The sequence below is a fragment of the Rhizobium sp. PL01 genome, assembly GCF_033447125.1.
GTDB lineage: Bacteria > Pseudomonadota > Alphaproteobacteria > Rhizobiales > Rhizobiaceae > Pararhizobium.
Window position 1 is genome coordinate 576647 of sequence record NZ_JAWQUM010000001.1, and the last position, 23711, is coordinate 600357.

22 protein-coding genes are annotated in these 23711 nt (G+C 60.0%); 5 read left to right on the forward strand and 17 right to left on the reverse strand.

The window, feature by feature from the left end; all coding sequences use genetic code 11:
* Nucleotides 1-123: 123 nt before the first annotated feature.
* Nucleotides 124-1911 (reverse strand): APC family permease, encoded by a 1788-nt coding sequence (locus R6X40_RS02690; protein WP_318410729.1) that lies wholly within the window; start codon nucleotides 1909-1911, stop codon nucleotides 124-126.
* A gap of 292 nt (nucleotides 1912-2203) precedes the next feature.
* Between R6X40_RS02690 and R6X40_RS02695 the strand changes: the two genes are divergently transcribed.
* Nucleotides 2204-4573, forward strand: coding sequence for a DUF1989 domain-containing protein (locus tag R6X40_RS02695; protein ID WP_412178306.1), 2370 nt, complete (start codon nucleotides 2204-2206; stop codon nucleotides 4571-4573).
* Between the two features lie 22 nt (nucleotides 4574-4595).
* On the opposite strand, the gene R6X40_RS02700 is transcribed toward R6X40_RS02695, so the two are convergent.
* From R6X40_RS02700 to R6X40_RS02760, 13 genes are all read right to left on the reverse strand, one after another.
* Nucleotides 4596-4886, reverse strand: a complete 291-nt coding sequence (locus tag R6X40_RS02700) for a type II toxin-antitoxin system RelE/ParE family toxin (protein WP_318410731.1) — start codon at nucleotides 4884-4886, stop codon at nucleotides 4596-4598.
* Nucleotides 4879-5145 carry a type II toxin-antitoxin system ParD family antitoxin gene (locus R6X40_RS02705; RefSeq protein WP_318410733.1) on the reverse strand — a complete coding sequence of 89 codons (267 nt, stop codon included), beginning with the start codon at nucleotides 5143-5145 and terminating at the stop codon, nucleotides 4879-4881. The genes R6X40_RS02700 and R6X40_RS02705 overlap by 8 nt, the downstream gene beginning before the upstream one ends.
* Nucleotides 5146-5253: 108 nt before the next feature.
* A complete protein-coding gene (locus R6X40_RS02710) occupies nucleotides 5254-5853 on the reverse strand; it encodes a PAS domain-containing protein (protein WP_318410735.1) in 600 nt (199 codons plus the stop codon).
* A gap of 127 nt (nucleotides 5854-5980) precedes the next feature.
* Nucleotides 5981-7318: an NAD(P)/FAD-dependent oxidoreductase gene (locus R6X40_RS02715; protein WP_318410737.1), complete on the reverse strand. Its 1338-nt coding sequence runs from the start codon at nucleotides 7316-7318 to the stop codon at nucleotides 5981-5983.
* 219 nt (nucleotides 7319-7537) lie between these two features.
* Nucleotides 7538-8578 (reverse strand): DUF3445 domain-containing protein, encoded by a 1041-nt coding sequence (locus R6X40_RS02720; RefSeq protein WP_318410739.1) that lies wholly within the window; start codon nucleotides 8576-8578, stop codon nucleotides 7538-7540.
* A gap of 107 nt (nucleotides 8579-8685) precedes the next feature.
* Nucleotides 8686-9651 carry a PDR/VanB family oxidoreductase gene (locus R6X40_RS02725; RefSeq protein ID WP_318410740.1) on the reverse strand — a complete coding sequence of 322 codons (966 nt, stop codon included), beginning with the start codon at nucleotides 9649-9651 and terminating at the stop codon, nucleotides 8686-8688.
* The gene (locus R6X40_RS02730) at nucleotides 9648-10253 is read right to left on the reverse strand and encodes a dimethylamine monooxygenase subunit DmmA family protein (RefSeq protein WP_318410742.1); all 606 of its coding nucleotides are present in this window, start codon (nucleotides 10251-10253) and stop codon (nucleotides 9648-9650) included. The genes R6X40_RS02725 and R6X40_RS02730 overlap by 4 nt, the downstream gene beginning before the upstream one ends.
* Nucleotides 10254-10257: 4 nt before the next feature.
* Entirely contained in the window at nucleotides 10258-11391 is a 1134-nt protein-coding gene (locus R6X40_RS02735) for an aminomethyltransferase family protein (protein WP_318410744.1), read from the reverse strand.
* 276 nt (nucleotides 11392-11667) lie between these two features.
* Nucleotides 11668-11916: a DUF982 domain-containing protein gene (locus tag R6X40_RS02740; RefSeq protein ID WP_318410745.1), complete on the reverse strand. Its 249-nt coding sequence runs from the start codon at nucleotides 11914-11916 to the stop codon at nucleotides 11668-11670.
* A 131-nt stretch (nucleotides 11917-12047) separates the two neighbouring features.
* The gene (locus R6X40_RS02745; RefSeq protein ID WP_318410746.1) at nucleotides 12048-12284 is read right to left on the reverse strand and encodes a hypothetical protein; all 237 of its coding nucleotides are present in this window, start codon (nucleotides 12282-12284) and stop codon (nucleotides 12048-12050) included.
* Between the two features lie 10 nt (nucleotides 12285-12294).
* Nucleotides 12295-13515, reverse strand: coding sequence for an aminomethyltransferase family protein (locus tag R6X40_RS02750; RefSeq protein ID WP_412178307.1), 1221 nt, complete (start codon nucleotides 13513-13515; stop codon nucleotides 12295-12297).
* Entirely contained in the window at nucleotides 13512-15104 is a 1593-nt protein-coding gene (locus tag R6X40_RS02755; RefSeq protein WP_318410748.1) for an NAD(P)/FAD-dependent oxidoreductase, read from the reverse strand. Before R6X40_RS02755 ends, R6X40_RS02750 begins: the two co-directional genes overlap by 4 nt.
* Nucleotides 15091-16710, reverse strand: coding sequence for an NAD(P)/FAD-dependent oxidoreductase (locus R6X40_RS02760; RefSeq protein ID WP_318410749.1), 1620 nt, complete (start codon nucleotides 16708-16710; stop codon nucleotides 15091-15093). Before R6X40_RS02760 ends, R6X40_RS02755 begins: the two co-directional genes overlap by 14 nt.
* Before the next feature lie 147 nt (nucleotides 16711-16857).
* On the opposite strand from R6X40_RS02760, the gene R6X40_RS02765 reads away from it, so the two are divergent.
* From R6X40_RS02765 to R6X40_RS02780, 4 genes are read left to right on the forward strand one after another with little or no spacing between them, the layout of a single operon-like run.
* A complete protein-coding gene (locus tag R6X40_RS02765) occupies nucleotides 16858-17661 on the forward strand; it encodes a class I SAM-dependent methyltransferase (protein ID WP_318410751.1) in 804 nt (267 codons plus the stop codon).
* A gap of 41 nt (nucleotides 17662-17702) precedes the next feature.
* The gene (gene betI, locus R6X40_RS02770; RefSeq protein WP_318411293.1) at nucleotides 17703-18362 is read left to right on the forward strand and encodes a transcriptional regulator BetI; all 660 of its coding nucleotides are present in this window, start codon (nucleotides 17703-17705) and stop codon (nucleotides 18360-18362) included.
* 31 nt (nucleotides 18363-18393) lie between these two features.
* Nucleotides 18394-19476 (forward strand): extracellular solute-binding protein, encoded by a 1083-nt coding sequence (locus R6X40_RS02775; RefSeq protein WP_318410753.1) that lies wholly within the window; start codon nucleotides 18394-18396, stop codon nucleotides 19474-19476.
* Nucleotides 19473-20774 (forward strand): flavin monoamine oxidase family protein, encoded by a 1302-nt coding sequence (locus R6X40_RS02780; RefSeq protein WP_318410754.1) that lies wholly within the window; start codon nucleotides 19473-19475, stop codon nucleotides 20772-20774. Before R6X40_RS02775 ends, R6X40_RS02780 begins: the two co-directional genes overlap by 4 nt.
* On the opposite strand, the gene R6X40_RS02785 is transcribed toward R6X40_RS02780, so the two are convergent.
* The 3 genes from R6X40_RS02785 to R6X40_RS02795 are packed head-to-tail and all read right to left on the reverse strand — an operon-like array spanning nucleotide 20738 to nucleotide 23560.
* A complete protein-coding gene (locus R6X40_RS02785) occupies nucleotides 20738-21811 on the reverse strand; it encodes an ABC transporter ATP-binding protein (RefSeq protein ID WP_318411294.1) in 1074 nt (357 codons plus the stop codon). The genes R6X40_RS02780 and R6X40_RS02785 overlap by 37 nt on opposite strands.
* Nucleotides 21812-21818: 7 nt before the next feature.
* Nucleotides 21819-22643 (reverse strand): ABC transporter permease, encoded by an 825-nt coding sequence (locus R6X40_RS02790; RefSeq protein ID WP_318410756.1) that lies wholly within the window; start codon nucleotides 22641-22643, stop codon nucleotides 21819-21821.
* Nucleotides 22640-23560: an ABC transporter permease gene (locus R6X40_RS02795; protein WP_318410758.1), complete on the reverse strand. Its 921-nt coding sequence runs from the start codon at nucleotides 23558-23560 to the stop codon at nucleotides 22640-22642. Before R6X40_RS02795 ends, R6X40_RS02790 begins: the two co-directional genes overlap by 4 nt.
* Nucleotides 23561-23711: the final 151 nt, after the last annotated feature.

The window sequence follows — 23711 nt, forward strand, 5'->3', positions numbered from 1 at the left end:
CAGCGAAATTACAGGCGTAATCGGCGAACGTGTCAAGGCATCCCGAAAGCCTGCTGCACTCTGAAACGGACAAGGCCGCGCACCCTTCGATGCGCGGCCTTGTCTCACGTTGCCCCGGTCAGGTCAGGCCGGCAGTTGGAAGTAAGCGTTTGCTGCGAGCACCACGGCGAGGCCGCCGGCAAGTGCGACATAGGGCAGAATGCCTGCCTTCTTGACGCCGAGGTCCTGGCCGACGAGGCCCAGATCTTCCATCGCGCCCGCCGGGAATTTTCCGCCGTCACGCACATAGTGGCGATAGGCAAAGACCGGCAGAATGAGGGCGGCGAAGATGAAGCCGACCCAGAGCGCGTTGGAATAGCCCCAGACCTTGGCTCCAGCGCCGAGGAACAGCGCGTTGACGAAGGCGAGAACGGTGTTGAGACCGATCAGCCAGGTCGGTGCCTTCCAGGGGCGCTGGATGTGGCTTGAGTCCATGCGGTGGATCCAGCCGGCATTGAGGTTGAGGAAGTTGAAGATGATGTAGCCGACATTGGAGACGGCCAGCACGAAGAAATAGCCGGCCACGTCAGAGGCGATGGCAAGCAGGATCAGGTTGAAGGCGAAGTCAGTCCACATGGCGCGGGTTGGGGCGCCGTGCTCGTTGACGTGATCGAGATACTTTGGCAGCCAGCCGTCCTTCGAGCCCTGATAGAGGGTGCGCGACGAACCGGCCATCGCCGTCATGATGGCGAGGAACAGCGCCATAATCATCAGGATGACAAGGATCTGCGTGACGATGCGACCACCGTGGACGAGGCTTGCGAGTGCTTCCGCTACGCCCGTGCCATCGACGATGCCGGGTGCGAGCATGCCGGCATGGCCGAGCACGCCCTGGAACGTGAACGGAATGAGGAAGAAGAACAGGCAGCAGAGCAGGCCCGAATAGAAGATGGCCTTGAACGTGTCGGTCTTCGGGTTCTTCAGTTCGCGGGTGTAGCAGACGGCCGTTTCAAAGCCGTAGGTCGACCAGGCGGCGATATAGAGGCCGCCAAGAAACAGCGTCCATCCGCCATTGCTCCAGACACCGTCAATACCGGAATAACCGGCCGTTGGCGGCACCAGATTGGTGATGTTGACGCTGTCTATCTGACCGGAGAAGATCGGATAGAGACCGATGATCAGGAGCGGCAGGAGAACGATGATGGCGAGCCATTTCTGGACGCTTGCCGTTCCCTGGATGCCACGATGCTGGATCGCGAAGATCACCAGCATCAGGATGCCGCCGATGACGAAGGTGGCGTTGAGGTTTGCGGTTGCGAGGAACGGAATGTCAAAGGTGATCAGCGACCAGCTGCGGATCGCCGGGGTGAGGGCAGCGATGGCGTCGGTGGAGAGCAGCGCCGAGATGGCATCCTGCGGTGCCTTGCCGGCATTGGCGGCAAGCCATTCAACGACACGCGGACTGTCGGCCGTCAGTGTTGCCATATTGGCATTGATCCATTCCATCACAGCCGGGGAGGTGGCGCCGGGAATGGGGAAGAGGGCGTTCAGAATGTAACCCGCCGCAATCGCGCAGCCGAGCGACAGTACCGGTGACCAAGCGAACCAGTTGCACCACACCGACAAGGGCGCGATGAATTTCGAATAGCGCAGCCAGGCAGTCGCACCATAGATCGATGCACCGCCGGATTTGTTGCCGAACATGCCGGCGATTTCAGCGTAGGTGAAGGATTGCAGGAAGCCCATCACCATGGAAATGATCCAGACGACGAAGGCGAGCTTGCCTGTCGTGCCTGCAATGCCGCCGATGGAGAAAAGCACAAGCGGCGGTACGCCGGCAGCGACCCAGAATGCCCCTTTCCAGTCCAGCGCGCGGATCAGGCCGGTGCTGGGCGCAGCGGCAGACCCGTCGGTCTCAACGATAGATGCCATAAACAGTCTCCTCGACCAGTTTTGTCTTGAAGCGCGTTTCCGCGCGTCCCCTTTAGGATGGTTTTCGCTGCGGCTTCTTCGCTGGATGGCGCCTGCGTTTTCGCAGTGTCACCATCTGTTCCCGTTACAATTTCGCGACCGCAACTTATCTTCATAGTGAATTTTTTTTCCTCTGGGTCAAGTCTCTCTTTACTTTCGACAGGCTCCTATAGGATAGTTTGGCCATATTGCCGGTGCATAAAGTGGTGCCTATAGACCACTGGACCGACTGTGCCTTCGGGTGGGAGCTGAGATGACCGATTCCGGACGATTTGCCGGCGCCTTGATGCCGCCGCGGCCCAGCACGATTCTGCGGCCGGGCATCCCCGCGCTTGCCGCAGGCGTCGAGCGCTACCGCGTCAAAGGGCGCGGAACGACGGTTATCAAGGTCATGACGGGTGACCGGATCAGCATCAAGGATATCGAGGGCGGCCAGCTTTGCGAGGTCAGCTTCGTCGATGCCCGGGGCCGTTTTAATGCGGCTGGTCTTGGCGTCGGGTTTTCGCGGCCAGCCTATGGGCTCCAGGAGATTCTTGCCCGCGACGAGGACAGCGCGCGGCGAACGTTAGGTGCTTTGAAACGACGAAATGTCGATCCGGCTGGCGCACAGGCGCTGGTGCTGTTCGGTGAAAGTTCATCACCGGGGGCTGCGGCCGAATTGGTCATTGCGCTCGACGGGCTGCTGATTGTTGCGGCTCCTGCGCCGCCAATGGATGCGGAGGCACAGAATACCGCGACCGCGCTGGAATTACGCGTGACGCGTTCGAAGATAGAACGTTCCTATGAGGAAATGCTGCCGGAACCGATGGCCGATCCGGTGCAGGATCTGCGCATTCGGGCGGCACGGGCTTCGGCCTATTTCGTGCGGGCCGGTGAGTTCATTCAGGTCATCGACGTTTCGGGCCGTCAGTGCACCGACTTTCAGGCTTTTTCGGCCCGCAAGGTCGATAAGGGGTTGGATCTGGCGCTCGATGCGACGGTGACGCGGACGTTGCTGGGACGGAGCTATCCGACGCCTGGCCTGCCATCCAAGGCGTTCGACCGGGATTTCGAGCCGCTGGTGGAGATCGTGCAGGATACGGTCGGGCGCCATGACGCCTTCGCGACCGCCTGCAATTCACGCTATTACGACGACATGGGCTATCCGGGACATGTGAATTGCACTGATAACTTCAACCATGCGCTGGCGCCCTATGGCATTGCGCCGCGCAAGGGCTGGGAAGCGCTCAACTATTTCTACAACACCAATGTCGACCACCATAACCAGCTCTATCTCGACGAGCCCTGGTCGCGACCGGGCGACTATGTGCTGATGCGGGCGCTGACCGATCTCGTCTGCGTGTCGTCGTCCTGTCCTGATGATATCGATGCGGCCAATGCGTGGAACCCGACCGACATTCATGTCCGCACCTATTCGGACAAGGAAAAATTCTCGCGCGCCGTCGCCATCCGAATGACCCCAGATGCAGAGCCCGAAATGACCCAGGAAACCGCCTTCCACCCGCGCCTCTCAAGCCTGACCCGCAATCATGTGGAATATCGCGGCTACTGGCTGCCGAACCGATTCAACAATGAAGGGCCGATCGAGGAATACTGGGCGTGCCGGGAAAAGGCGGTGGTGATGGACCTGTCGCCGCTCAGAAAATTCGAGGTGACTGGCCCGGATGCGGAGGCGCTGCTGCAATATTGCGTTACCCGCGATATTCGCAAGCTGTCACCGGGGCAGGTGATCTATACGGCGATGTGCTACGAGAACGGCGGGATGATCGATGATGGCACGGTGTTCCGGCTGGGTGACAACAATTTCCGCTGGATCGGCGGCGATGATCTGAGCGGCATCTGGCTGCGCGAGCAGGCGGAGAAGATGGGCTACAAGGCCTGGGTCCGTTCATCCACCGACCAGATGCACAATCTGGCGGTTCAGGGGCCGAACAGCCGCGAGATCATCAAGGAAATCATCTGGACAGCGCCGTCGCAGCCATCGATTGGCGAACTTGAATGGTTCCGCTTCGCCGTCGGCCGCATTGGCCATTTCGAAGGTGCGCCGGTGGTTGTTTCACGCACCGGCTATACCGGCGAACTCGGCTACGAAATCTTCTGTCATCCCAAAGACGCGCTCACCGTTTTCGATGCAGTCTGGGAAGCGGGTCAGAAGCATGGGCTGAAACCGATGGGGCTGGAAGCGCTCGACATGGTGCGCATCGAGGCGGGGCTTGTGTTTGCCCATTACGATTTCTCTGATCAGACCGATCCTTTCGAAGCCGGTATCGGTTTCACTGTTCCGCTGAAATCGAAGACCGAGGATTTCATCGGCCGCGAGGCGCTGATCAAGCGCAAGGAAAACCCGCGCTACAAACTGGTCGGGCTCGATATCGACGCCAATGATGCGGTCGGCCATGGCGATACGGTGCATATCGGCCGGGCACAGGTTGGCGTCGTCACCAGTGCGACGCGCTCTCCGCTTTTGAAGAAGACGATTGCGCTGGCGCGGATGGATGTGCTGCATTCGGAGATTGGTACGGAGGTGGAAATTGGCAAGCTGGATGGCCAGCAGAAGCGGTTGCCGGCGAAGATCGTGCCGTTTGCCCATTACGATCCGCAGAAGCTGAAGCCGCGGTCGTGATGGGGATGGGCTCGGTAAGTCCTTAGAGTTTCAGAAGGCGAACGCTTTTTGCTGGCACGAGTGCGAGGATGATGAGGGTCTCTCTTGCTTCTTCGTAGAGAATGATATGGCTCTGATGCTCGTGCCGCCGTACACCTTCGCCGATCAATGGGGCGAGCCGTCCCATCTGCGGACGCGATGCTATCAGCTGAAAACAGCGGTCCAGTTCATCCTTATAGCGACGGGCCTGAGCTAGGCCGAACATTTCGATGCCATCGAGAAACAGAGCGAGCAGGTCATCTTCGGCACGCTCAGTTAGCGTGTAGCTAATCACGCACAACGCCCCTTGCTCTGGCAAGGCGCTCGGCATTTTCGAAAATCTCGTCGATGCTTTGCTTGCCGGGTCCGCTCGAACGGGATTCCGCAACGATCTGGCGCAAGTCTTCAATCGTCAGTTCCTGATCTTTGCGGGATCGATCGCGGCGCACGAGATCGCGCACATAGTCGCTTGTGCTAGCGTATTCGCCCTTGCTGATCTGGGCTTCGATCCATTGTTTCATGGGATCAGGCAGGGATATGGTCATGGTTGCCATGCGGAGTACTCCTTTCGGGCATTCTATCATGGATAAGAAGAAATCACAAAAACGCTTATTGTGAGCTGTGCGACCCGTCAGAGTCTTGCGCTCCGGATCTGAAACGGGTCAGCCCGATTTGCCTTGCGCCGTCGCAATCTGCCGCGCGACCGCTTCGGAATCGTTGGCCAGCGTGCGCATTTCCGAGGCGAGGACGGCGAAGCCGGCGCCGGCTGCTCCGGCGCGGGCCGCCTCGATGCCGGCGTTGACGGCGAGCAGTTTCAGGTAGCGCAGGGAATGCAGGATTTCAGCGGTGCGGGAGGCGGTCGCGCGCATGTCGGCGGTCTGTTCGTCGATGCGCTGGTAGAGGGATTCGATATTGACGATACTGCCCTCGAGATAAAGCAGTTCGCCATTTTCGTTCCAGACGCCGCCACCGGTTTCCGTGACCCAGATGAAATGACCGCTGTTGTGGCGGATACGGTATTCCAGCGTCCAGTCGGTGCGGTTTTCCAGCGCCTTGCCGACGACCGCGTCCATGGCGGGTACGTCCTCCTCGCACATGATCGAGGTGAAGGTGCGCACACGGTTGCCGACGATCTCGTCGGAGGGATAGCCGAAGATCCGTTGAATACCGTTGGTCATGTCGAGCATCGTATAGTGCTCGTCGGCCCGGCAGCGATAGAGAAACCCGTTCATGCGACCGAGGACACTGCTCAGAAAGTCCATGGCTAATCCGGTCATGGCTGGAGGGGTGGTAAAAGACGGGTGATTTGTTGGGAATATATTGGCGAGCTAAAATCATTACGCCGAAGGCCGGGGAAATGGCCTTCGGCGGTCTTATCGGGAAATGCGGTCAGTTCTTCAGATAGACTTCCAGCGTATCATCCATCGCTTCCAGCCACGGCGTGTGATGTTTTGGCGCCATGGTGCCGGTCATCAGCGATTTGTAGGCATTGTCGCGGAAGCCCATGATGTTTTCGCCCTTGTGGTGCTCCCATTCCATAAACGTCTGATTGGTGCCTTCGACATCGAACTTCGGATAGTCGGTGTCCGCAAGCAGTTCGATGACATAATCGCCCTGGAACCAGATCATCTGTTCGGCATCTTCAAGCGTTTCCTCGCGGGCACGCCATGTGTCGAAATGCGCCTTCATCGCGTCCTTTGAGGGGAGCTTGATCCGGTCCATGATGACATCACGGGCGAACCAGGCCTGGGCGTCGAACATGTTGAAGGTGTAGAACTGGTCCTGCATGCCGATATACATCAGCTGCGGATTGTCCTCGTAGACGACGCCCTTGTAGAGGTTGTCGGACCACAAGCGATTGGCGGTCTTCAGGCGCAGATCGTCGGGCAGGAACGGGAAGTGGTGGAGATAGCCGGTGCACAGGATCAGCGCGTCGACTTCCTTGGTCGATCCGTCAGCGAAATGGGCTGTCTTGTTGACCAGTTTCTGCAATAGCGGCCGCTCTTCGAAGCGTTCCGGCCATTTGAAGCCCATTGGCTTGGAGCGGTAGGTGGTGGTCACGGATTTCGCGCCATATTTCCAGCATTGCGATCCGATGTCCTCGGCCGAATAGGAACGGCCGACGATCAGCACGTTCTTGTCCTTGAACTCCAGCGCATCGCGGAAATCATGGGCATGCAGGACGCGGCCGCCAAAGGTTTTCACGCCTTCGAAATAGGGGACGTGCGGAGTGGAGAAGTGGCCGGAGGCGACGACGACGTAATCGAAGATTTCGTCGTACATCACGTCGTTGACCCGATCATGGGCAGTGACGGTGAAGGTCTTGCTCTCCTCATCGAACCGGACCATGCGCACCGGTGTCGAGAAGCGCACCCATTTTCGCACGTCTGCTTTTTCAACGCGGCCTTTGATATAGTCCCAGAGCACGGCGCGGGGCGGGTAGGAGCCGATCGGCTTACCGAAATGCTCCTCGAAAGAATAGTCGGCGAACTCCAGGCACTCCTTGGGGCCGTTCGACCAGAGATAACGGTACATGCTGCCATGGACTGGCTCGCCATATTCGTCGAGGCCGGTGCGCCAGGTGTAGTTCCACAGGCCACCCCAGTCGGCCTGCTTTTCGAAGCAGACCACTTCGGGAATATCCGCACCCTTCTGGGCGGCGGACTGGAAGGCTCTCAATTGGGCGAGGCCCGAAGGCCCGGCGCCGATCACGGCTACTCTGGTCATATGTGTCAGTTCCCTTTGTTTTCAGGCGTTTTTTGTCGCCTTTGTCTTGATAGTCGCAGGGCCGTTTTTCTCTCCGTCATCCTCGCGCTTGTGGCGGGGATCCAGCAGCGGCGCGTCCGCGCCGCTAGAAGACTCTTTTCACGCGACGGACGTCGCGTGGCTGGATTCCTGTGACAAGCACAGGAATGACGGAGTGAGAGGATTGCCCTCATCAGATCCTCAATCCGGATAAATCCCCGCACTCGTCGGTGCGCCGTCATCATATTTCGCCAGCCAGTCGATCATGATCGGGCGGTTGCGGGTGAGGCCCTTGTAGTCGATGATTTCTGGCGGCAGGCTTTTGAGGACGCGTGGCAGGCGGCGGCCCCATTTGGGGACGGTTACCAGTTCGTCGAGGCTGATCAGGTAGCAGCGGATGACGAAGAGGATGGCGTTGGAGCGCGGCAGGCGCCAGAGGCTCTGCAGTTCGACGCGCAGGTGCATTTTCTCGCCGACATTCTCGGGCGTCACGGTCAGGCGGTCCGGACCCCATTTGTGGTAGTTTTCCGGCGAGGTATCGAGCCGCGGATTGACGGTCATCGTCCAGTTGAGGCGGCGGGTCGGCTTGCCTTGCTGCAGGTTGAGCAGGAATTTCAGTGCCCGGTCGAAGACGCCGATCTGGTGGGCGAGCGGCACGGGGCCATGCCATTCCATGAAATTCATGCCGATATCGAAATCGAGCGACCAGTCGGCCTGGGTGGTGACCATGCCGGCATCCATCCAGAGATTGTTGTCGCGCTGATCGACGATGCAGAAATCGCCCTGGGCCTGGCGGGTGATGTATTCCATCGGCGGATAGGGCAGGGTGGATGGGTCGCCGAAGGTGAAGGTGTCGTCGATCCCCATCGGCCGGTTGATCCAGCGCCAGCGGTCGCCGTTCTTTGTGAGAGTGAAGTGCGCGGGGTAATCCTGTGCCTGATGCTCCATCAGCAGTTCCAGCACGTCCCACTGCGCCGCCATCATGTGCGGCAGGGCCTGGCATCGCAGCGGGTCTTCCTTCAACACCATCGCCCGGTCCTGCATCTCGGCGACGTAGTGCTCGTCGACGTCGATCAGGTTTTCAAAGACGCTGTCGGCCTTGCCGCGGGTATGCGGCTCCATATTGACGGAATACATGTATTCGTCGCGGTCGAAGGGGAAGGGAAAGCGCCTGATGTTGGTGAGGCTGTTGCGGAAGGTGAAGTCGTTGCGGAACGTTTCGCTCCTGAACGTAATGGTCATCTGTCCGGCCCTCCGGGGTTCGAGCAGTTCCAGGAAAAGTGCGAAGCGGTTTTCCGTTTGGAACTGCGGCAAAACAATTGGATAAAACGCCTTATCGTCGAGGTGTTCTAGAGTTGAAGAACGAGTTGCTGGCCTTTGAAGCGCGAGACGCAGATCATCACTTTCTTGCCGGACGCCTTTTCCTCGTCCGACAGGTAGATATCGTTGTGCTCGAGCGCGCCGTCACAGGACGAGACCTCGGTTTCACACTGGCCGCAGGCGCCGCCGCGGCACATGTAGGGGGCATCGCAGCCATGGGCCTCGGCGGCCTCCAGAATGCTCTGGTGCTCGCCGACGGTCATATGGATGTTGGATTTTTCGAGGAAGACCTGGAACGGTAGACCGGCCGGCGGTGCAAGGAAGCGCTCCGAGTGCAGGTTTTCCTTCGGCCACCCGGCTTTAAGCCCAGTCATCAGCACGCCGTCGATCATGCCGGCCGGACCGCAGACATAGAGATGCGTGCCGAGTGGCTGGTTTTCGACGATTTCGGCGACGGGGATATAGGTCTTTTCCTCGTCGACATAGATCTTGATGCGGCGCGGGCCATATCGGTCGAGCAGCTGTTGCCAGTAAGCGCCGTGCGAGCGCGAGCGGATGGCATAGTGCAGTTCGAAGGCGATATTGTCGCGGCTGAACTGTTCCATCATGGCGATGAACGGGGTGATGCCGATGCCGCCGGCAAACAGGATGTGCTTGCGGCCGCGATGATCCGGGGCAAACAGGTTGACCGGCTGGCTGACTGTCAGCTGGTCGCCGGGGCGAACCTGTTCGTGCATGAAGACCGAGCCGCCGCGGGAATTGGGAACTCTGAGCACGCTGATTTCATAGGCGCTGTTGTCGTCCGGATTGGACATCAGCGAATAGGGGTTGCGGCGCAATAGGCCGTTGTCGTTCATCGAGACGACGACATGGGCGCCGCCGGAAAAGAACGGCATGGGATGGCCGTCCAGCCGCTCGAAGCGGAAGCGCTTGACCAGATCGGTCACCTGGGTGACGGCTGCGACCCGGACGGGCATATCGGTGTTGAGGCTCATGGGAACATCTCCTCAGGTGCCGGGGCAGTCCCCGGTTCTTCCGCATCGATGTTGACGCCCTGGAAGGCGCCGAGGCGTCTGGAGTAGTGGTCACGAACCAAAAGAGGAAGTCCGCAATGGCTGCAGGCAAAGGGGCTGGTCGTCACATTGTCGGTGATGCCCTTGCAGTGCACACACTGCACCCGCCGCGCCGTCGAGCCGCGATGCTCGGTGTGGATCGAGTTGAAATCGATGCCGAATTCCAGAGCCACCTGCATGATCTGGCCGATGAAGCCTTCGGTGCCGGAGATATAAAGCCGCGTTCCCATCCGGGCCTGCTCAAGACAGGCGCGCAGACGAAACAGCAGCGGCTGTAGTGTCGGCGCCTGCCAGAAGATATCGGCCGACAAGGCAGACAACGCCGCGTCATAGGCTTTGGGCGCTGCTCCTGCGGCTAGATATAGGATTTCCGATCGTGTCAGGAAATCCGTGCCCTTGGTTTCCACCTGATCGGTCAGGGCTGCCGCCCCTTCGCCCTCGAGGACGAAGAGGTGGCGTTTGGCGTAGGGATCGATGTCGAGCCCTTTATATTCTGGCCTGCTTTTGATCCCTTGAACGAGCATACTGTCAGCCCTGCGCCGTCCGTTTCGTCTTTTTCGGATCATCGAAGGTGATGGTGTGGGCGATGGCCGACGCGCTGACGGTCTTGCCCTTTACCTCGAGCTTGGTGCCCTGGACGGCATAGGGAACCTCGACGCGCATGATCGCCATCGAGCGGTTGGTCAGTTTGGAATAGGATGGGCAGGTGATGACGCCGACCTTCTTGTCGCCAGACCACACTTCGTCGCCAAGATCGGTCGGGCCGTCGGATTCGACCAGCAGGCCGAAGATCTTGAAGCGTTCCTTGCCCTTGAGACGCGCGTGTTCTTCCGCGCCGCGAAAACCGGTCTTGCCGGGGCTGACGGTGAAATCGAGACCGAGCTCCCACAGGCTGTCGCCGGGCTGCTCGTTGGCGAACGGATACATCTGCGAATTGTCGTAGGGGTAGAACAGCAGATAGCTTTCGACCCGCAGCATGTCGAGAACGCTGAAGCAGACGGGGATGATGCCCATCGCCTTGCCTTCATCGACGATGCGGTCCCAGACCATGCCGGCATCCTGGCCGCGCACGAAGATTTCATAACCGCGCTCGCCGGTATAGCCGGTACGCGAGATCATCACCGGCGCGCCGAACAGCGTCGTCTGCATGTGATGGAAGTATTTGAGATCGCGGATGCCGGGCACGTATTTTTCGAGATAGTCGACGGCGAGCGGTCCCTGTAGCGACAGGTCATGCAGGTCGTCGTCGAACAGGACGGCGCAATTGCGGCCCTGTGCCTGCTTGACTATTTCCTCGAAACCGGAACCCGAGCCATGCACCAGCATCCAGGAATTCGGGCCAGTACGGTAGACGATGCAGTCATCGGTGAAATGGCCGCGATCATTGAGCATGCAGGCATAGACCGACTTGCCGGGATAGACCTTGGTCATGTCGCGGGTGGTGATGTATTCCAGAATGGCAATCGCATGCGGGCCGACGAGATGGACTTTCTTCAGGCCCGAGACATCCATGATGCCGGCCTTTGTGCGCACGGCGATGTGCTCTTCGGAGATATCCTTGTCGTAAGTCCAGGCGGTTCCCATGCCGCTCCAGTCTTCAAGGTTTGATCCCAGTGCCCGATGTCGGTCGCCCAAGGCGGAAAAACGCCAGCTAAGTGCCATGATTTGTTCCCTTATTTATTTCACTCTGTGGAAATAATTATTCCTGAGTATATTCGCGTTTTTGGGAACGGCAAGCCCGCGATGTGGATTTCTCGCTGGAAAGTGCAGTGTCGCAAACGGCGAAAGTCATGACGTTTTCGCGTTTCAACGGGACACGGTGAGGGCATTCAACGCCGGAAACGGCGTGTTTTCAAGTGGCGAATCTTGGGGCAATCCCAAAAAGAAAATGCCCGGACAGAAGGTCCGGGCATCGACGATCATCAAAAGTCGCAGGAATCAGATGAGTACGCCTTCTTCCTTCATGGCTGATACAAACGAGGCCCAGGCTTTCTGCGGACTGCTGATACCGTCGAGGGCGTCGAGGCAATGCTGCAGGGCGCGGCGATAGGCAAGGCCACGCTTGCCCGGCCACCGGCGCAGGAATTCGACCGCATCCCAGGCGGTAGCGATGATGTTTTCCTGGCTCTGTCTGATGATCACTCTGACGGGGGTTGGAAAGCGTTTGTAACTCAACGTCGTCCTCATGCTTCTTCTTGAAATTGCAGCACTCAAACGTTCGAGATTCGAGAAGGTTCCAGAGCAGGATTCATTTCGGAATCTGCTTTTGAAACGATGTTCTGAACTACGGTTGACCCGATTTGCCACACGGACGGAGATCAGCGGGCGGCGAGCATCCGCTCCATCCAATCCGCCCCGATCTGCCATCGCCGCAAGACATCCAGCGGGTCTTCGGCATCGAGCCGCGAACAGATGCGATAGACCTCCAGCACATCGGCGCTCATTTCTCCCTGATGGTAGAGAAAGGTTGCGGCGGCATAGCGGGTGCGGCCGGACCATTCGATTCCCGGCGGCGTCTTGACGAGTTCCCAGTTCTGGCGCGTTTCGTCGTCCATTTCTTGACCGTCAGAACTGGCCGGGCGGGGAGGCGGCGCGGCGGTCGAGCTTGATGAAAGGTCGCGGCACGATGCGGGCGCGTTTCATCATCTTCTGGTATTGCAGTTCGCGCAAAGCGTAGATTTCCACCCAGAGGTCTTCGGTGAGGCGCGTGCCATAGGGCCGCGTCAGGCTGGCGATGGCGATATTGCGCTTGGCAAGCGGCGACCAGATGGCGGCGCTGACGAGGCCTGCCTCGTACTTTTTCCGGTGATAGATGATTGCCCCGTCGGCCGGAATATTGCCTTCAATTTCAAGGCCGACGAGCACGTGCTTCAGAGTTTGATTCCGCCGCGCTTCAAGTATCGCTTTACGTCCGTTGAAGTTCGGCTTCTCAGGATCGACCAGCCAGTCCAGCCCGATCTCATCGGGCAAACGGGCGCGGTCGGCGCGCAGCGTCGTCTCCGCCGTCATGAAATCGGCGTTGGCGACGATGAAGCCGGCCTCGATACGGGCGCGGTTGAGCGCGGCATAACCAATGGCGCGGATACCGTGAAGCTGTCCAGCAGCCCAGAGACGATCCCAGAGGCTCAACGCTGCTTCTGCCGGGATGAAAAGTTCGTAGCCGAGATCACCGGTGAAGCCGGTGCGCGAGATGGTGACGGTGCCGTCCTCATGCGGGAAATCGGCGAGCTGGAAGGGTTTCAGACGTTCGATGCCGTCAAAACCTGCCTTGGACAAGACGGCAAAGGATGTCGGACCCTGCAAAGCCAGTCCGGCGATCTGTATCGTCTCCTCCTCGACCATGACATCAAAGCCGATGGCGCTGTCGAGGAGCCAGGGCAGGTGGCGTTCCTGGCAGCAGAGGCGGAAGGTTTCGGTCGAGAGGCGGAACAGCGTGCCGTCGTCGAGCACATGCCCGTGGTCATCGCACCAGGCAGTGTAATGGACCCGGCCAATGCCGAGCTTGGCGACGTTGCGGACGGTCAGGCGGTTGAGATAACGCTCCGCATCCGGCCCGGCGATCCGGTATTTGACCATCGGCGAGATATCGAACAGTGCCGCCGTCGAGCGGATCGCGAAATATTCGAGTTCTTCGTCGAAGACGGAATGCGGTGCCTTGTAGCCGGCCCAAGTGTACCAGTCATTGGTCTCGCTGAGGGCTGCGATACGTGGATGGAACGGGGTCTCGAATCGCGGCGTGGCAATATGGCTCTGCAGCGCGCGGCGGGTGTTCATCTCCAGCATCATGCTCTGTCTCCCGAAAGAATGTGGCGCGCGGCGAGAAGCCCCGGCAGGCCGGAAATGCCACCACCCGGATGTGAACCGGCGCTGGCCAGATAGAGGCCCGAAAGCGGCGTCATGTAGCCAGAGGCAGCATTGACCGGGCGATTGACCAGCAATTGATCGGCCTGCAATTCCCCATGATGCCAATGTCCGCCGGGCAGATTGTACTGTGTTTCCATATCGGCAGGCGTCATCAGGCTTTTGGCGATGATGCTCTTGTTCAATCCCGGGGCATAGCGTTCCAGTGTTTCGAGGATGATCTTTTCAAATGCCGGTTTGCCGTTTTCCCAGCCACCTTTGAGGTCATAGGGTGCGAACTCGACGAGGGCTGAAAGGGTAGCGCTACCGGAGGGGGCGAGCGCCGGATTGGCGAGGCTCGGCAGGGTGATCTCCATCACCGGATCGCTCGAGAATTCGCCATATTTTGCCGGGTTAAACGCGCTTTCGACATGGGTGATGGAGCGGGCGATGACCATCCGGCCGCGATGGTCATCCGCCGCGACGCCGGTGAAAATGGGCAACCGGTCGAGCGCCAGATCGAGCTTGGCGACATTGCCCCTCGATCGAATATTGCTGACGGAGCGGGCGAAGCCGGTTCCGAGTTCAGCGGTGTCGCAGAGCTTTAGACAGGTCGCCTGTGGATGGATGGCGGAGACGATGATGGGGGCATTCAGCTGTTCGCCATTGTCGAGCACGACGCCGGTTGCCGTGCCGCGATCGGCAAGGATACGGGCGACTGCCGTTCCAGTACGGACGGAAACTCCGGCCGATATCGCGGCCTTTTCGAAGGCCGGAGCAAGCGTGTTCATGCCGCCCTGGGGGATATATTGTGTGCCTGTCCTGCCGCCGGTTTCGCCGGTCAGGCGATAATAGAGGCCGAGCAGGGAGGTCGGCGAGCGTGGGCCGAGATGGATGCCAAGCGTGGCATCGAAGGCGACGAGGCCCTTGAGCCGGTCATCGCTCAGATATTCGTCGGCGACATCTGCGACGTTCATCAACAGCATGCGCAGGAAATCGCGGCCTTCTTCCCGGCCTTTGGTGATCAGGCTGAGGCCTGCACCGGCAAAGGATCCAAGATTGCGCATCCCGACTTTGCCGATCTCCGGCGGGCGGCGTTTGAGGAAGCGCTTGAGAATGCTGGCCTGGAATATCAGCTTCTTGCGCATTGCCGCAAAGGCTTTGGCCTCGGCCGGGCTGGCGCCATCGATGGTCTCACCATAGGCGCCGCGTAACACGGCGTGTTTGCCATCTGCGGAGAGTGCGACGGTCGGCAGTGGCTCGACGGATTTGGTCTCGAGCTTGAGCAGCGTGGCGACATCCGGATCAAGCCGGTTGACGATATGGGCGAGACCGGTGGAGCGATAGCCGGGGTGGAATTCGAAACCGCGGAGAGTGCCACCGGTGCTTTCGGCGGCCTCCAGAACGACGACCTTGCGGCCGCTCTGGGCAAGCAGGGTAGCTGCCGTCAAGCCATTATGGCCGCCGCCGATGACGATGGCGTCGAAAGTGGCCGGCGAGGTGGATGGTGTCCGGGCGAGATCAGATGACGTCATGGGCCGGGCTCATTTCAGCGGGTTTGCGTTTCATGTCGCGCAGGATTTCGGCGGCGGCATTGCGGCCGGGGGCGCCCATGACGCCGCCACCGGGATGGGTGGACGAGCCGCAGAGATAGAGGCCGGGCACCGGCGTTCGATATTGCGCGTAGCCGGGCACCGGGCGGTTGAACAGCAGCTGGTCGAAGGTCAGCTCGCCCTGGAAGATATTGCCTTCGGTAAGGCCGACTTCCGCTTCGATCTCGCGTGGCGTGCGCACTTCCATATGCAGGATACGGTCGCGGAATCCGGGGGAATAATCGGCGATCTGGCTGACGACGGTCTCGGCAAAGGCATCACGGTCGGCGTCCGTCCAGTCGCGGCCTTCGAGTTGCGGCGGGCAATATTGGACGAAGCAGCTCATGAAATGTTTGCCCGGAGGCGCCATAGTCGGGTCGAGCGTCGTCGGAATCACCATGTCAACGAAGGGGTCGGCGGAATACTTCCCGGCCTTCCAGTCGTCATAGGCGCGCTCCATGCGTTCCATCGAATCGGTGAAATGCAGGTCGCCGCGAATACAGGAGGAATTTTTCGGCAGGGCGGGAAATTCCGGCAGGCTGTCGAGCGCGATGTTGAGCTTGCCGGACGAACCGCGCATCTTGAAGTGCTTGACGCGGTGGACGAAGACATCGGGCAGGGCGTCTTCCTCGACAAGCTTCAGGAAGGTGCGCTTGACGTCGGCATTAGACACCACGAGGTTGCCGCGCACTTCCTCGCCATCGGCAAGGACGACGCCGGTGGCGCGGCCGCTACGGGTCATGACCTTGGCGACATCGGCCCCGGTTCGGATCGTGCCGCCCGATGCCTTGAAGGACGAGGCGAGTGCTTGCGTGACTGCTCCCATCCCGCCGCGGGCATAACCCCAGGCACCGACGGAACCGTCGACTTCACCCATGTAATGATGCAGCAGAACATAGGCTGTGCCGGGCGACATCGGGCCAAGGGCGGTGCCGATGATGCCGGACAGCGCGAGATAGGCCTTGATGACGTCGGTCTCGAAATATTCGTCGAGGAAATCGGAAATCGACATGGTCCAGAAGCGCAATGTTTGCGCCATGTCATGGGCGGAGAATTCACCGAACTTCTTGCCGAGATAGAGCAGTTCGGAAATGTCGCGAGGCTTGAACGAGAACGGGTCGGGGGCTGTGCGCATCAGCAGTGGCTGAATGAAACGGCATTGACGGGTGACGTCGCGGGCGTAGCGGTCATAGGCCTCGGCGTCGCGCTTGGAATAGCGGGCGAATTCGCGGCGGTGGCTGTCATGATCGCGGTAGGAGGCGATATAGTCGCCGTCGCGGGTAAACACCGCGCCGCCCTCGTAGGCGATGACCTGAAGTCCATGTTTCGGCAATTCGAGGTCCCGCATGATTTCCGGGCGAAACAGCGAGCAGACATAGGAACAGTTGGAGTAGAGGAAGCCCGGTGTCAGCTCGCGGCTGGTGGCGGCGCCACCGACCCAATCGTTCTTTTCGAGCACCAGCACATCCAGTCCGGCACGCTGCAGATAGCAGGCCGCGACCAGGCCGTTATGGCCGCCTCCGATCATCACCACATCGTATTTTTTCATATGGGCTGTCTCCCTCATTGTGAAAAATCTGGCATGAAAAGCAGAATGTTGTCCAGTTATATTGAATGAATATTCAGCAAGTATGTTGCAATCCTCTGATTATGCGATAGGATTTCGTGTCAGAGGCCATGCGGCAGGAAAGACGGGATGATCGAAACGTCAGCGCAGGAACCGGAATATGACGAGGCGGCGATCCGCTTTCTGGGGGTTCTCTGGGGTGAGGGCTATCTTTCGCCGGGTGGACCGGAGGAGGTGGACAGGGTTCTGGCCGGTCTCGATCTGTCCGGGAAGCGCATTCTCGATCTGGGCTGTGGAGCAGGCGGCATCACGCTGCATATCGCCCAAACCTATGGTCCCGCGCATATGACCGGCTTTGATGTCGAACTGCCGGTGATCGAAAGGGCTCGTCTTGCTGCGAAACGGGCGAGGCTGGCGGCGGATGTTTCCTTCGTTCAGGCAGCGCCTGGAAAACTGCCATTTGCCGACGCGAGCTTTGACATCGTCTTTTCCAAGGACGCGCTTGTGCATGTGGCGGATAAGGAGGCGATCTTTCGCGAGATTTTCCGCGTGTTGAAACCGGGCGGCACCTTTGCCGCGTCCGACTGGATGATCGGTCATGATGGTGAGCCATCGCCGGACATGCGGGATTATCTGGCCGCTGAAGGACTGAGTTTCGGAATGGCATCGGCATCGCGCTATCTGTCGGCGATGCAGGTTGCCGGTTTCATTGAAACGAGGGCTGACAACCGCAACGGCTGGTATCGCGAGGTGGCACGTCAGGAGCTTGCGCGGCTGCAAGGGACGCTTCACGCCGCGGCCGTCGAGGCGGTCGGTGAGGCCTATGTCGCGAAGAACATTCACACCTGGACGGCCATGCAGAAGGTTCTTGACACCGGTGAGCATTGTCCCACTCATCTGCGCGGTGAAAAACCGGGCGGGAACGTGTCATGAGCGTCGTTCTCAGCCTGAAAGGCAAGAAGGTAGCGGTGAGAATGAAGGCAGTGTCTGCGGCGGTGCAAGCCGGCGAGAGCGATAAGCGTGGCCGCAAGGCATCCAAGGAAACACGGCGCCAGCAGTTGATCGAGGCGACCATCGATTCGCTTGCCAAGCGTGGTTATTCCGAGACGACGCTGGCCGATGTCGCCGATGGCGCCGGCCTGTCGCGTGGCATCGTCAATTTTCATTTCGAGAGCAAGGAAAAACTGCTGATCGCCACGCTGCAGTTCATGGCCGACGAATATGCCGCCCATTGGGGTGCGGCACTGGAGAAGGCGGGCGAGGCGGCGTCCTCGCAGCTCTGGGCACTGGTGGCAGCCGATTTCGACCGCAAGATCTGCACCAAGCGCAAGCTTGCAGCCTGGTGCGCCTTCTGGGGCGAAGCCAAATCGCGGCCGACCTATCAGGCGCTCTGCGGCGCCCGCGACGTCAAATATCAGGATCTGTTCGTTGCGCTCTGCGCCCAGCTCAAAGCCGAGGCGCCCTATACCTATGACGCCGAAACCATCGCGCTTGCACTCAGCGCCATGATGGAAGGCCTGTGGTTCCGGCTGATGATGGGCGACGGGCTGACACGCGAAAAGGCCCACGGGGCGGCGATCGAATATCTGGTCTCGGTTTTTCCGGGCCATATGACCCATCAGGGTCCGAAATAGGGAACAGCTGAAAACGGCGAAGGAGACCGGCATGCGAGTAATGGGAATGGTCAGGCATATGGGCAGGGCGGCGTTGCTGGCCTCGCTGATTTCCGGCGCAGCTTTTACCGCGCGTGCCGCCGACAATATCACCGTCTTCGACTGGTCCGGTTATGAGGACCCGGCCTTCCATCCGGCCTATGCCGCAAAATATGGCACGGAGCCTGATTTCAGCTTCTTTGGCGATGAGGAAGAAGCATTCCAGAAACTGCGCTCCGGCTTCAAGGCCGACCTTGCCCATCCCTGTTCGCAGAGCGTCAACAAGTGGCGCGAGGCAGGCTTGCTGGAACCCCTCGATACCTCCAAGCTCACAGGCTGGAATGATGTCTTGCCCGGCATCAAGGCGATGAAAGGGCTGATGACGTCCGACGACGGCACAGCTTGGTTCCTGCCGTTCGAGTGGGGCAACACGGTGCTGACCTATCGGACCGACACGGTGAAGCCGGAAGAGGTTCAGTCGCTGAAAGCCTTTGCCGATCCGAAATTCAAGGACCGGGTCTCGATCGGTGACAATGTCGATGATGCCTACGCGCTGGCTAGTCTTGTCATCGGTGTGAAGGACTGGACGAAGATGACCGACGCCCAGTTTGCGGAAGCATCCGCCTTCCTGCGCGAAGTGCACAAGAATGTCCGGCTCTACTGGACCGACAACACGGAAGTCAGCCAGGCGATGGCGAGCGGCGAAGTCGATCTGGCCTGGGCGTGGAACGAGACTGTGACGACACTGCAGAAGGATGGCGTGCCGGCTGATGTCAAGCGGGATACGACGGAAGGGCTTTCCACCTGGGTCTGCGGCTACGTTCGGCTGAAGGGGGCTGAAGGCGACGAAGCCAAACAGTATGATTTCCTGAATTCGATCAGCGATCCGGCCATTACCACATATCTGGTCAATGACTGGGGCTACGGCCATTCCAACGGCAAGGGCATGGCAGCGGTGGATCCGAAGATCCTGGCGGCGAAGGGCTATGCCGATGTCGATAAGTTCGTCGACAAGACACTGTTCCAGTCACCGATGCCGACTGAATTGCGCCAGAAGATGATTGCCGAATTCGAGAAGATCAAGGCAGGCTATTGAGCGGATATGATGCAGACGTGATTGTCGTGGGGGCCGGTTTTACCGGCCTTTCGGCGGCAGATGCGCTGGTCTCGGCTGGCCTCGATGTCATCGTGCTGGAAGCGCGCGACCGCGTTGGCGGGCGGGTGGAGGCAGCGGCTTTTGCTGATGGCGTGTGGATGGATACGGGCGGACAGTTCATCTGCGACGAGATGCCCAATGTGATGGCACTAACGCGGCGGTTCGGTGTACCATTGGCGGAAACGCCGCTGGAAGGCGCCTTTCTGGTTCAGCCGCAGGCGTCTGCCGGGACTGGTTCGTCCTTTGCAGAATCCGGACGGATCCGCGCCCGGGCCAATAGGATCGATCCACGCGATCCGAATATTGCCGGGCTGACGGCGGGCGAATGGCTTGCCCGTCAGAGCGATCCGCCCAGCGCAAAAGCCAGCTATCAGGCGATGGTCGAGGGCCTGTGGTGCCGCGCGATCGGGGAAATCCCGCTCTGGTATCTGATCGACAATGACCGGCGCACGATCAGCAATGGCAACGAACTGCAGTATTTCGCCGAAGGAACGATCCATGCTGCAGCTGAGGCTTTGGCCGCAACACTCGGCCGGCGCTTGAGGCTGGCTACGCCTGTCGTCCGGATTGCCCGTGCAGATGGTTCGGTAGAGGTGGCGACGGGCGCAGGCGAAACGTTGACCGCGCGTCAGGTGATCATTGCCGTGCCGCCGGTGATGGCGTCACGCATCGTGCATGAGCCCGGCCTGCCAGCGCCACTGACTGGTGCCTTGGCCGCCTGGGAGAGCGGCACGGTGATCAAGGCGCTGGTGCGTTATGAGCGGCCCTTCTGGCAGGATCGCGGTTTGAGCGGCATGGTCATGTGGCGCGATACGCTTGGGCTTTTCGCCTGCGACGTCAGCAGTGCGCAGGCAACGGCGCTGGTCGTGTTTGCTGGCGGTCCGCTGGCGGTCGATTGGAGCACGAAGGGAACCGCGTTCATCGAGACGGAAATTCGTCGCCGGCTGGTGGAGGCCCTGGGAGAGGCTGCGGCCGATGTCACAGGGCTCCTGATCCGTGACTGGGTCGGCGATCCCTGGAGCGGGGGCGGCTACAGCGACGTGATCACCGATCTTGCTGCCTATGATGCGGAAGACATTCTTCGCGCTGGCGTGCCTCCGGTCTACTTTGCTTCATCGGAACTTGCGTCGTCATTTCCCGCCTATATCGAGGGCGCCATCATTGCCGGCCGCGAGGCAGCTGTGCGGGTAATCACGGCCCATCAATCCGCCATTGCCACCAGTGCGTCCGGATCGTAGGCCAGCCGGATGGGCGCGCCGACCGGAATGTCGTCGGCGCCAAAATTGTTGGTTTCTGATACCGATAGCGGTTTTTCGAGGCCGGGCACATCAACGATCAGGTGGGTGATCTCGCCAAAATAGTGCCGGTCGACCACATGGCCGGTAACCTCACAGTCCGCCTTGGCGTCGTCCCACAGAACCCGCAGGCGTTCCGGCCGGATGCCGATGGTGGCCTGGCCGTTGCTGGCGGCAAAACCCTTGGGCTTGGCGATCGTGACATTGCCGAAGCGGGTGGTCTCGACGGAGAGATTGACGGCGCTTTCGCTGATGATCTTTGCCTGCATGAAATTCATGCCGCCGAGAAAATCCGCGACCTGACGCGTGAGGGGATGCTGGTAGATCTCCTTCGGCGTCGCCACCTGGGCGATCCTGCCGCCGAACATCACGGCGATCCGGTCAGACATGGCCAAGGCCTCATACTGATCATGCGTGACCAGCACGAACGTGATACCGACGGCTTTTTGCAGGGTGCGCAGCTCGACCTGCATTTCCTCGCGCAGCTTCTTGTCGAGTGCCGATAGCGGTTCGTCCAGCAGCAAAACCTTCGGCCGCATCACCAGCGCCCGGGCAAGGGCGACGCGCTGGCGCTGGCCGCCGGACAGTTCGTGGGCCTTGCGTTTTCCAAGATGCGAGAGCCGCACCTGTTCCAGTGCATTGCTGACGCGCTGGCGTTCGTCGCCTGCATTCAGTTTCAGGCGTTTCAGGCCGTAGGCGACGTTTTCCTCGACGTTCAGGTGCGGAAAGATGGCGTAGTTCTGGAAGACCATATTGGTCGGCCGCTTGTTGGGTGGCAGGTCGATTGCGGATTGGCCGTCGATGCGAATGTCGCCGGAGGTTGGCGTATCGAAGCCTGCGATCGAGCGCAGCAGGGTGGTCTTGCCGCAGCCCGATGGGCCAAGCAGCGAGAAGAACTCGCCAGCGGCGATATCGAGCGTGACATCGTCCAGCGCCCGGTAGATGCCGTAGTAGCGGCTGACGGCGTCAATTTCGATCATGGGCGTATCAGCCATGGGCGGCGGCTCCAGCTTTGAGGCGGTTTTCGGCACGGCGGCGCAGGATTTCGGCAGTTGTGACGAGGAGGATCGACAGAGCAATCATCAGGCTTCCGAGCGCGAGCACGCTTGGCAGCTTGGCGGCGAAACGCAGCTGCCCCCAGATATAGACTGGCAGTGTCGGCTCTGTGCCTGACAGGAAGAAGGCGAGGATGAACTCGTCCAGTGAAATGGTGAAGGAGACCAGCAGGCTGGAGATGATGGCGGGCGACACCACCGGCAGCGTTACCCGGCGGAACGTGCCGATGGCCGTTTCTCCGAGATCGAGCGAGGCTTCCTCCAGCGAACGATCGAAACCGTCGAAGCCGGAGATCAGCACCGACAGAGCATAGGGCAGGCAGAACACCGTCTGGCCGAGAATGACTGTTGCCAGCGACAGTTCGATACCCAGCTGCAGCACGATCATCAGCAGTGACACCGCGACGATGATTTCCGGCAGGAACAGCGGCGCCATCAAGAGGCCGGTTGCGGCGCGCTGGCCGCGGAATTTGTAACGGGTGACGGCGCGGGCGGCGCAGATGGCAAGGCCGGTCGAGAGGATGGAAACGCAGAGGCCGACCACAAGGCTGTTGCGTGCCGCATCCAGCATCGCCGTATTGCCCCAGAGTGCGGCGTACCATTTGGTGGTGAAGCCGGCGAGCGGGAATGTGGTCGATGCGGCATTGTTGAACGAGAAGATCGGCAAAAGCAGGATCGGCAGGTAGAGGAAGGCAAGGTAAGCCGTCACGTAGACAGGCAGCCAGCGGGACTTTCGAATGCCGTGCCGACCGCTCATTTGATCCGCCTCACGAAGAGTTTCAGTGCCAGCACCATGCAGCCGGCCATGGCCGATACGATCAGCATGGTTGTGACGGAGAGTGCGGCGCCGAGCGGCCAGTTGGCGCCCTTGCCGAACTGCGCCTGGATAGCGGTGGCGATCATGACGCCGTCCTTGCCGCCGACCAGTTTTGGCGTGACGTAATCGCCGACGGTCGGGATCATCACGATCAGGAAAGCCGAAATGACGCCCGGCAATGACAGCGGCAGGGTGACGCGCAGAAAGCTCCAGACCTTGTTGTCGCCAAGATCATGCGCCGCCTCGATCAGCGACCGGTCGATCTTTTCCAGCGAAACATAGATTGGCAGGATGGCAAAGGCAGCCCAGCTGTGGACCAGTGTGATGATGACGGCGTTGGAATTATAAAGCAGCGAGGCGACGGGCTTGTCGATCAGGCCCGTCGACATCAGTCCCGTATTCAGCACGCCCTGATAGCCGAGGATGACCTTCCAGGACATGACGCGCAGCAGGTAGCTGGTCCAGCAAGGAACGGTGATCAGGAACAGCCAGAGGTTCTTGTGGACGCCGCCGTGGAAGGAAATGAACCAGGCGACGGGATAGGAAAAGGTGACGGTGATAACGCTGACGGCAAGCGAGATGGTGAGAGAGCGCCAGAGCAGGTCGCGGTAGATCGGTTCCGTCAGCGCGACGCGATAATTCTCAAGCGTGAAACTGCGGTCGATGGTCAGGTAATCCTGGGACCAGAAGCTGTAGGCGATGACGATGAGAACCGGCAGAAAGAGCAGTGCCAGCGCGTAGAGCAGGGTCGGCGAGATCAACGTCAACCCCTTTGCCTCGTCGCTTGCCGCCCAGCGGCGGCTCCCGGCAAGGGGCTGTTTGTTCTCCGCTTCAACGGAGCCTGGCAGCGCCACCATCAGCGCCGCCTTTCCGGCGATATGCCGGTACAACAGTGAAAATACAGGGATCGCATCATATCGTCCGTCCCGGGCGGTTTTCCGCCGTTCTTTGTTCCCGGACTCAGAATGAGCGCAAAACGGGATTGAACGCAAGCCTTTTTTCTGTCAA

What these genes read in the sequence shown, in the direction of transcription:
- R6X40_RS02690 (WP_318410729.1), bottom strand. Translation starts at nt 1,911, where the DNA reads ATGGCATCTATCGTTGAGACCGACGGGTCTGCCGCTGCGCCCAGCACC.
- R6X40_RS02695 (WP_412178306.1), top strand. Translation starts at nt 2,204, where the DNA reads ATGACCGATTCCGGACGATTTGCCGGCGCCTTGATGCCGCCGCGGCCC.
- R6X40_RS02705 (WP_318410733.1), bottom strand. Translation starts at nt 5,145, where the DNA reads ATGGCAACCATGACCATATCCCTGCCTGATCCCATGAAACAATGGATC.
- R6X40_RS02710 (WP_318410735.1), bottom strand. Translation starts at nt 5,853, where the DNA reads ATGGACTTTCTGAGCAGTGTCCTCGGTCGCATGAACGGGTTTCTCTAT.
- R6X40_RS02715 (WP_318410737.1), bottom strand. Translation starts at nt 7,318, where the DNA reads ATGACCAGAGTAGCCGTGATCGGCGCCGGGCCTTCGGGCCTCGCCCAA.
- R6X40_RS02720 (WP_318410739.1), bottom strand. Translation starts at nt 8,578, where the DNA reads ATGACCATTACGTTCAGGAGCGAAACGTTCCGCAACGACTTCACCTTC.
- R6X40_RS02725 (WP_318410740.1), bottom strand. Translation starts at nt 9,651, where the DNA reads ATGAGCCTCAACACCGATATGCCCGTCCGGGTCGCAGCCGTCACCCAG.
- R6X40_RS02730 (WP_318410742.1), bottom strand. Translation starts at nt 10,253, where the DNA reads ATGCTCGTTCAAGGGATCAAAAGCAGGCCAGAATATAAAGGGCTCGAC.
- R6X40_RS02735 (WP_318410744.1), bottom strand. Translation starts at nt 11,391, where the DNA reads ATGGCACTTAGCTGGCGTTTTTCCGCCTTGGGCGACCGACATCGGGCA.
- R6X40_RS02740 (WP_318410745.1), bottom strand. Translation starts at nt 11,916, where the DNA reads ATGAGGACGACGTTGAGTTACAAACGCTTTCCAACCCCCGTCAGAGTG.
- R6X40_RS02745 (WP_318410746.1), bottom strand. Translation starts at nt 12,284, where the DNA reads ATGGACGACGAAACGCGCCAGAACTGGGAACTCGTCAAGACGCCGCCG.
- R6X40_RS02750 (WP_412178307.1), bottom strand. Translation starts at nt 13,515, where the DNA reads ATGATGCTGGAGATGAACACCCGCCGCGCGCTGCAGAGCCATATTGCC.
- R6X40_RS02755 (WP_318410748.1), bottom strand. Translation starts at nt 15,104, where the DNA reads ATGACGTCATCTGATCTCGCCCGGACACCATCCACCTCGCCGGCCACT.
- R6X40_RS02760 (WP_318410749.1), bottom strand. Translation starts at nt 16,710, where the DNA reads ATGAAAAAATACGATGTGGTGATGATCGGAGGCGGCCATAACGGCCTG.
- R6X40_RS02765 (WP_318410751.1), top strand. Translation starts at nt 16,858, where the DNA reads ATGATCGAAACGTCAGCGCAGGAACCGGAATATGACGAGGCGGCGATC.
- betI (WP_318411293.1), top strand. Translation starts at nt 17,703, where the DNA reads ATGAAGGCAGTGTCTGCGGCGGTGCAAGCCGGCGAGAGCGATAAGCGT.
- R6X40_RS02775 (WP_318410753.1), top strand. Translation starts at nt 18,394, where the DNA reads ATGCGAGTAATGGGAATGGTCAGGCATATGGGCAGGGCGGCGTTGCTG.
- R6X40_RS02785 (WP_318411294.1), bottom strand. Translation starts at nt 21,811, where the DNA reads ATGATCGAAATTGACGCCGTCAGCCGCTACTACGGCATCTACCGGGCG.
- R6X40_RS02790 (WP_318410756.1), bottom strand. Translation starts at nt 22,643, where the DNA reads ATGAGCGGTCGGCACGGCATTCGAAAGTCCCGCTGGCTGCCTGTCTAC.
- R6X40_RS02795 (WP_318410758.1), bottom strand. Translation starts at nt 23,560, where the DNA reads ATGGTGGCGCTGCCAGGCTCCGTTGAAGCGGAGAACAAACAGCCCCTT.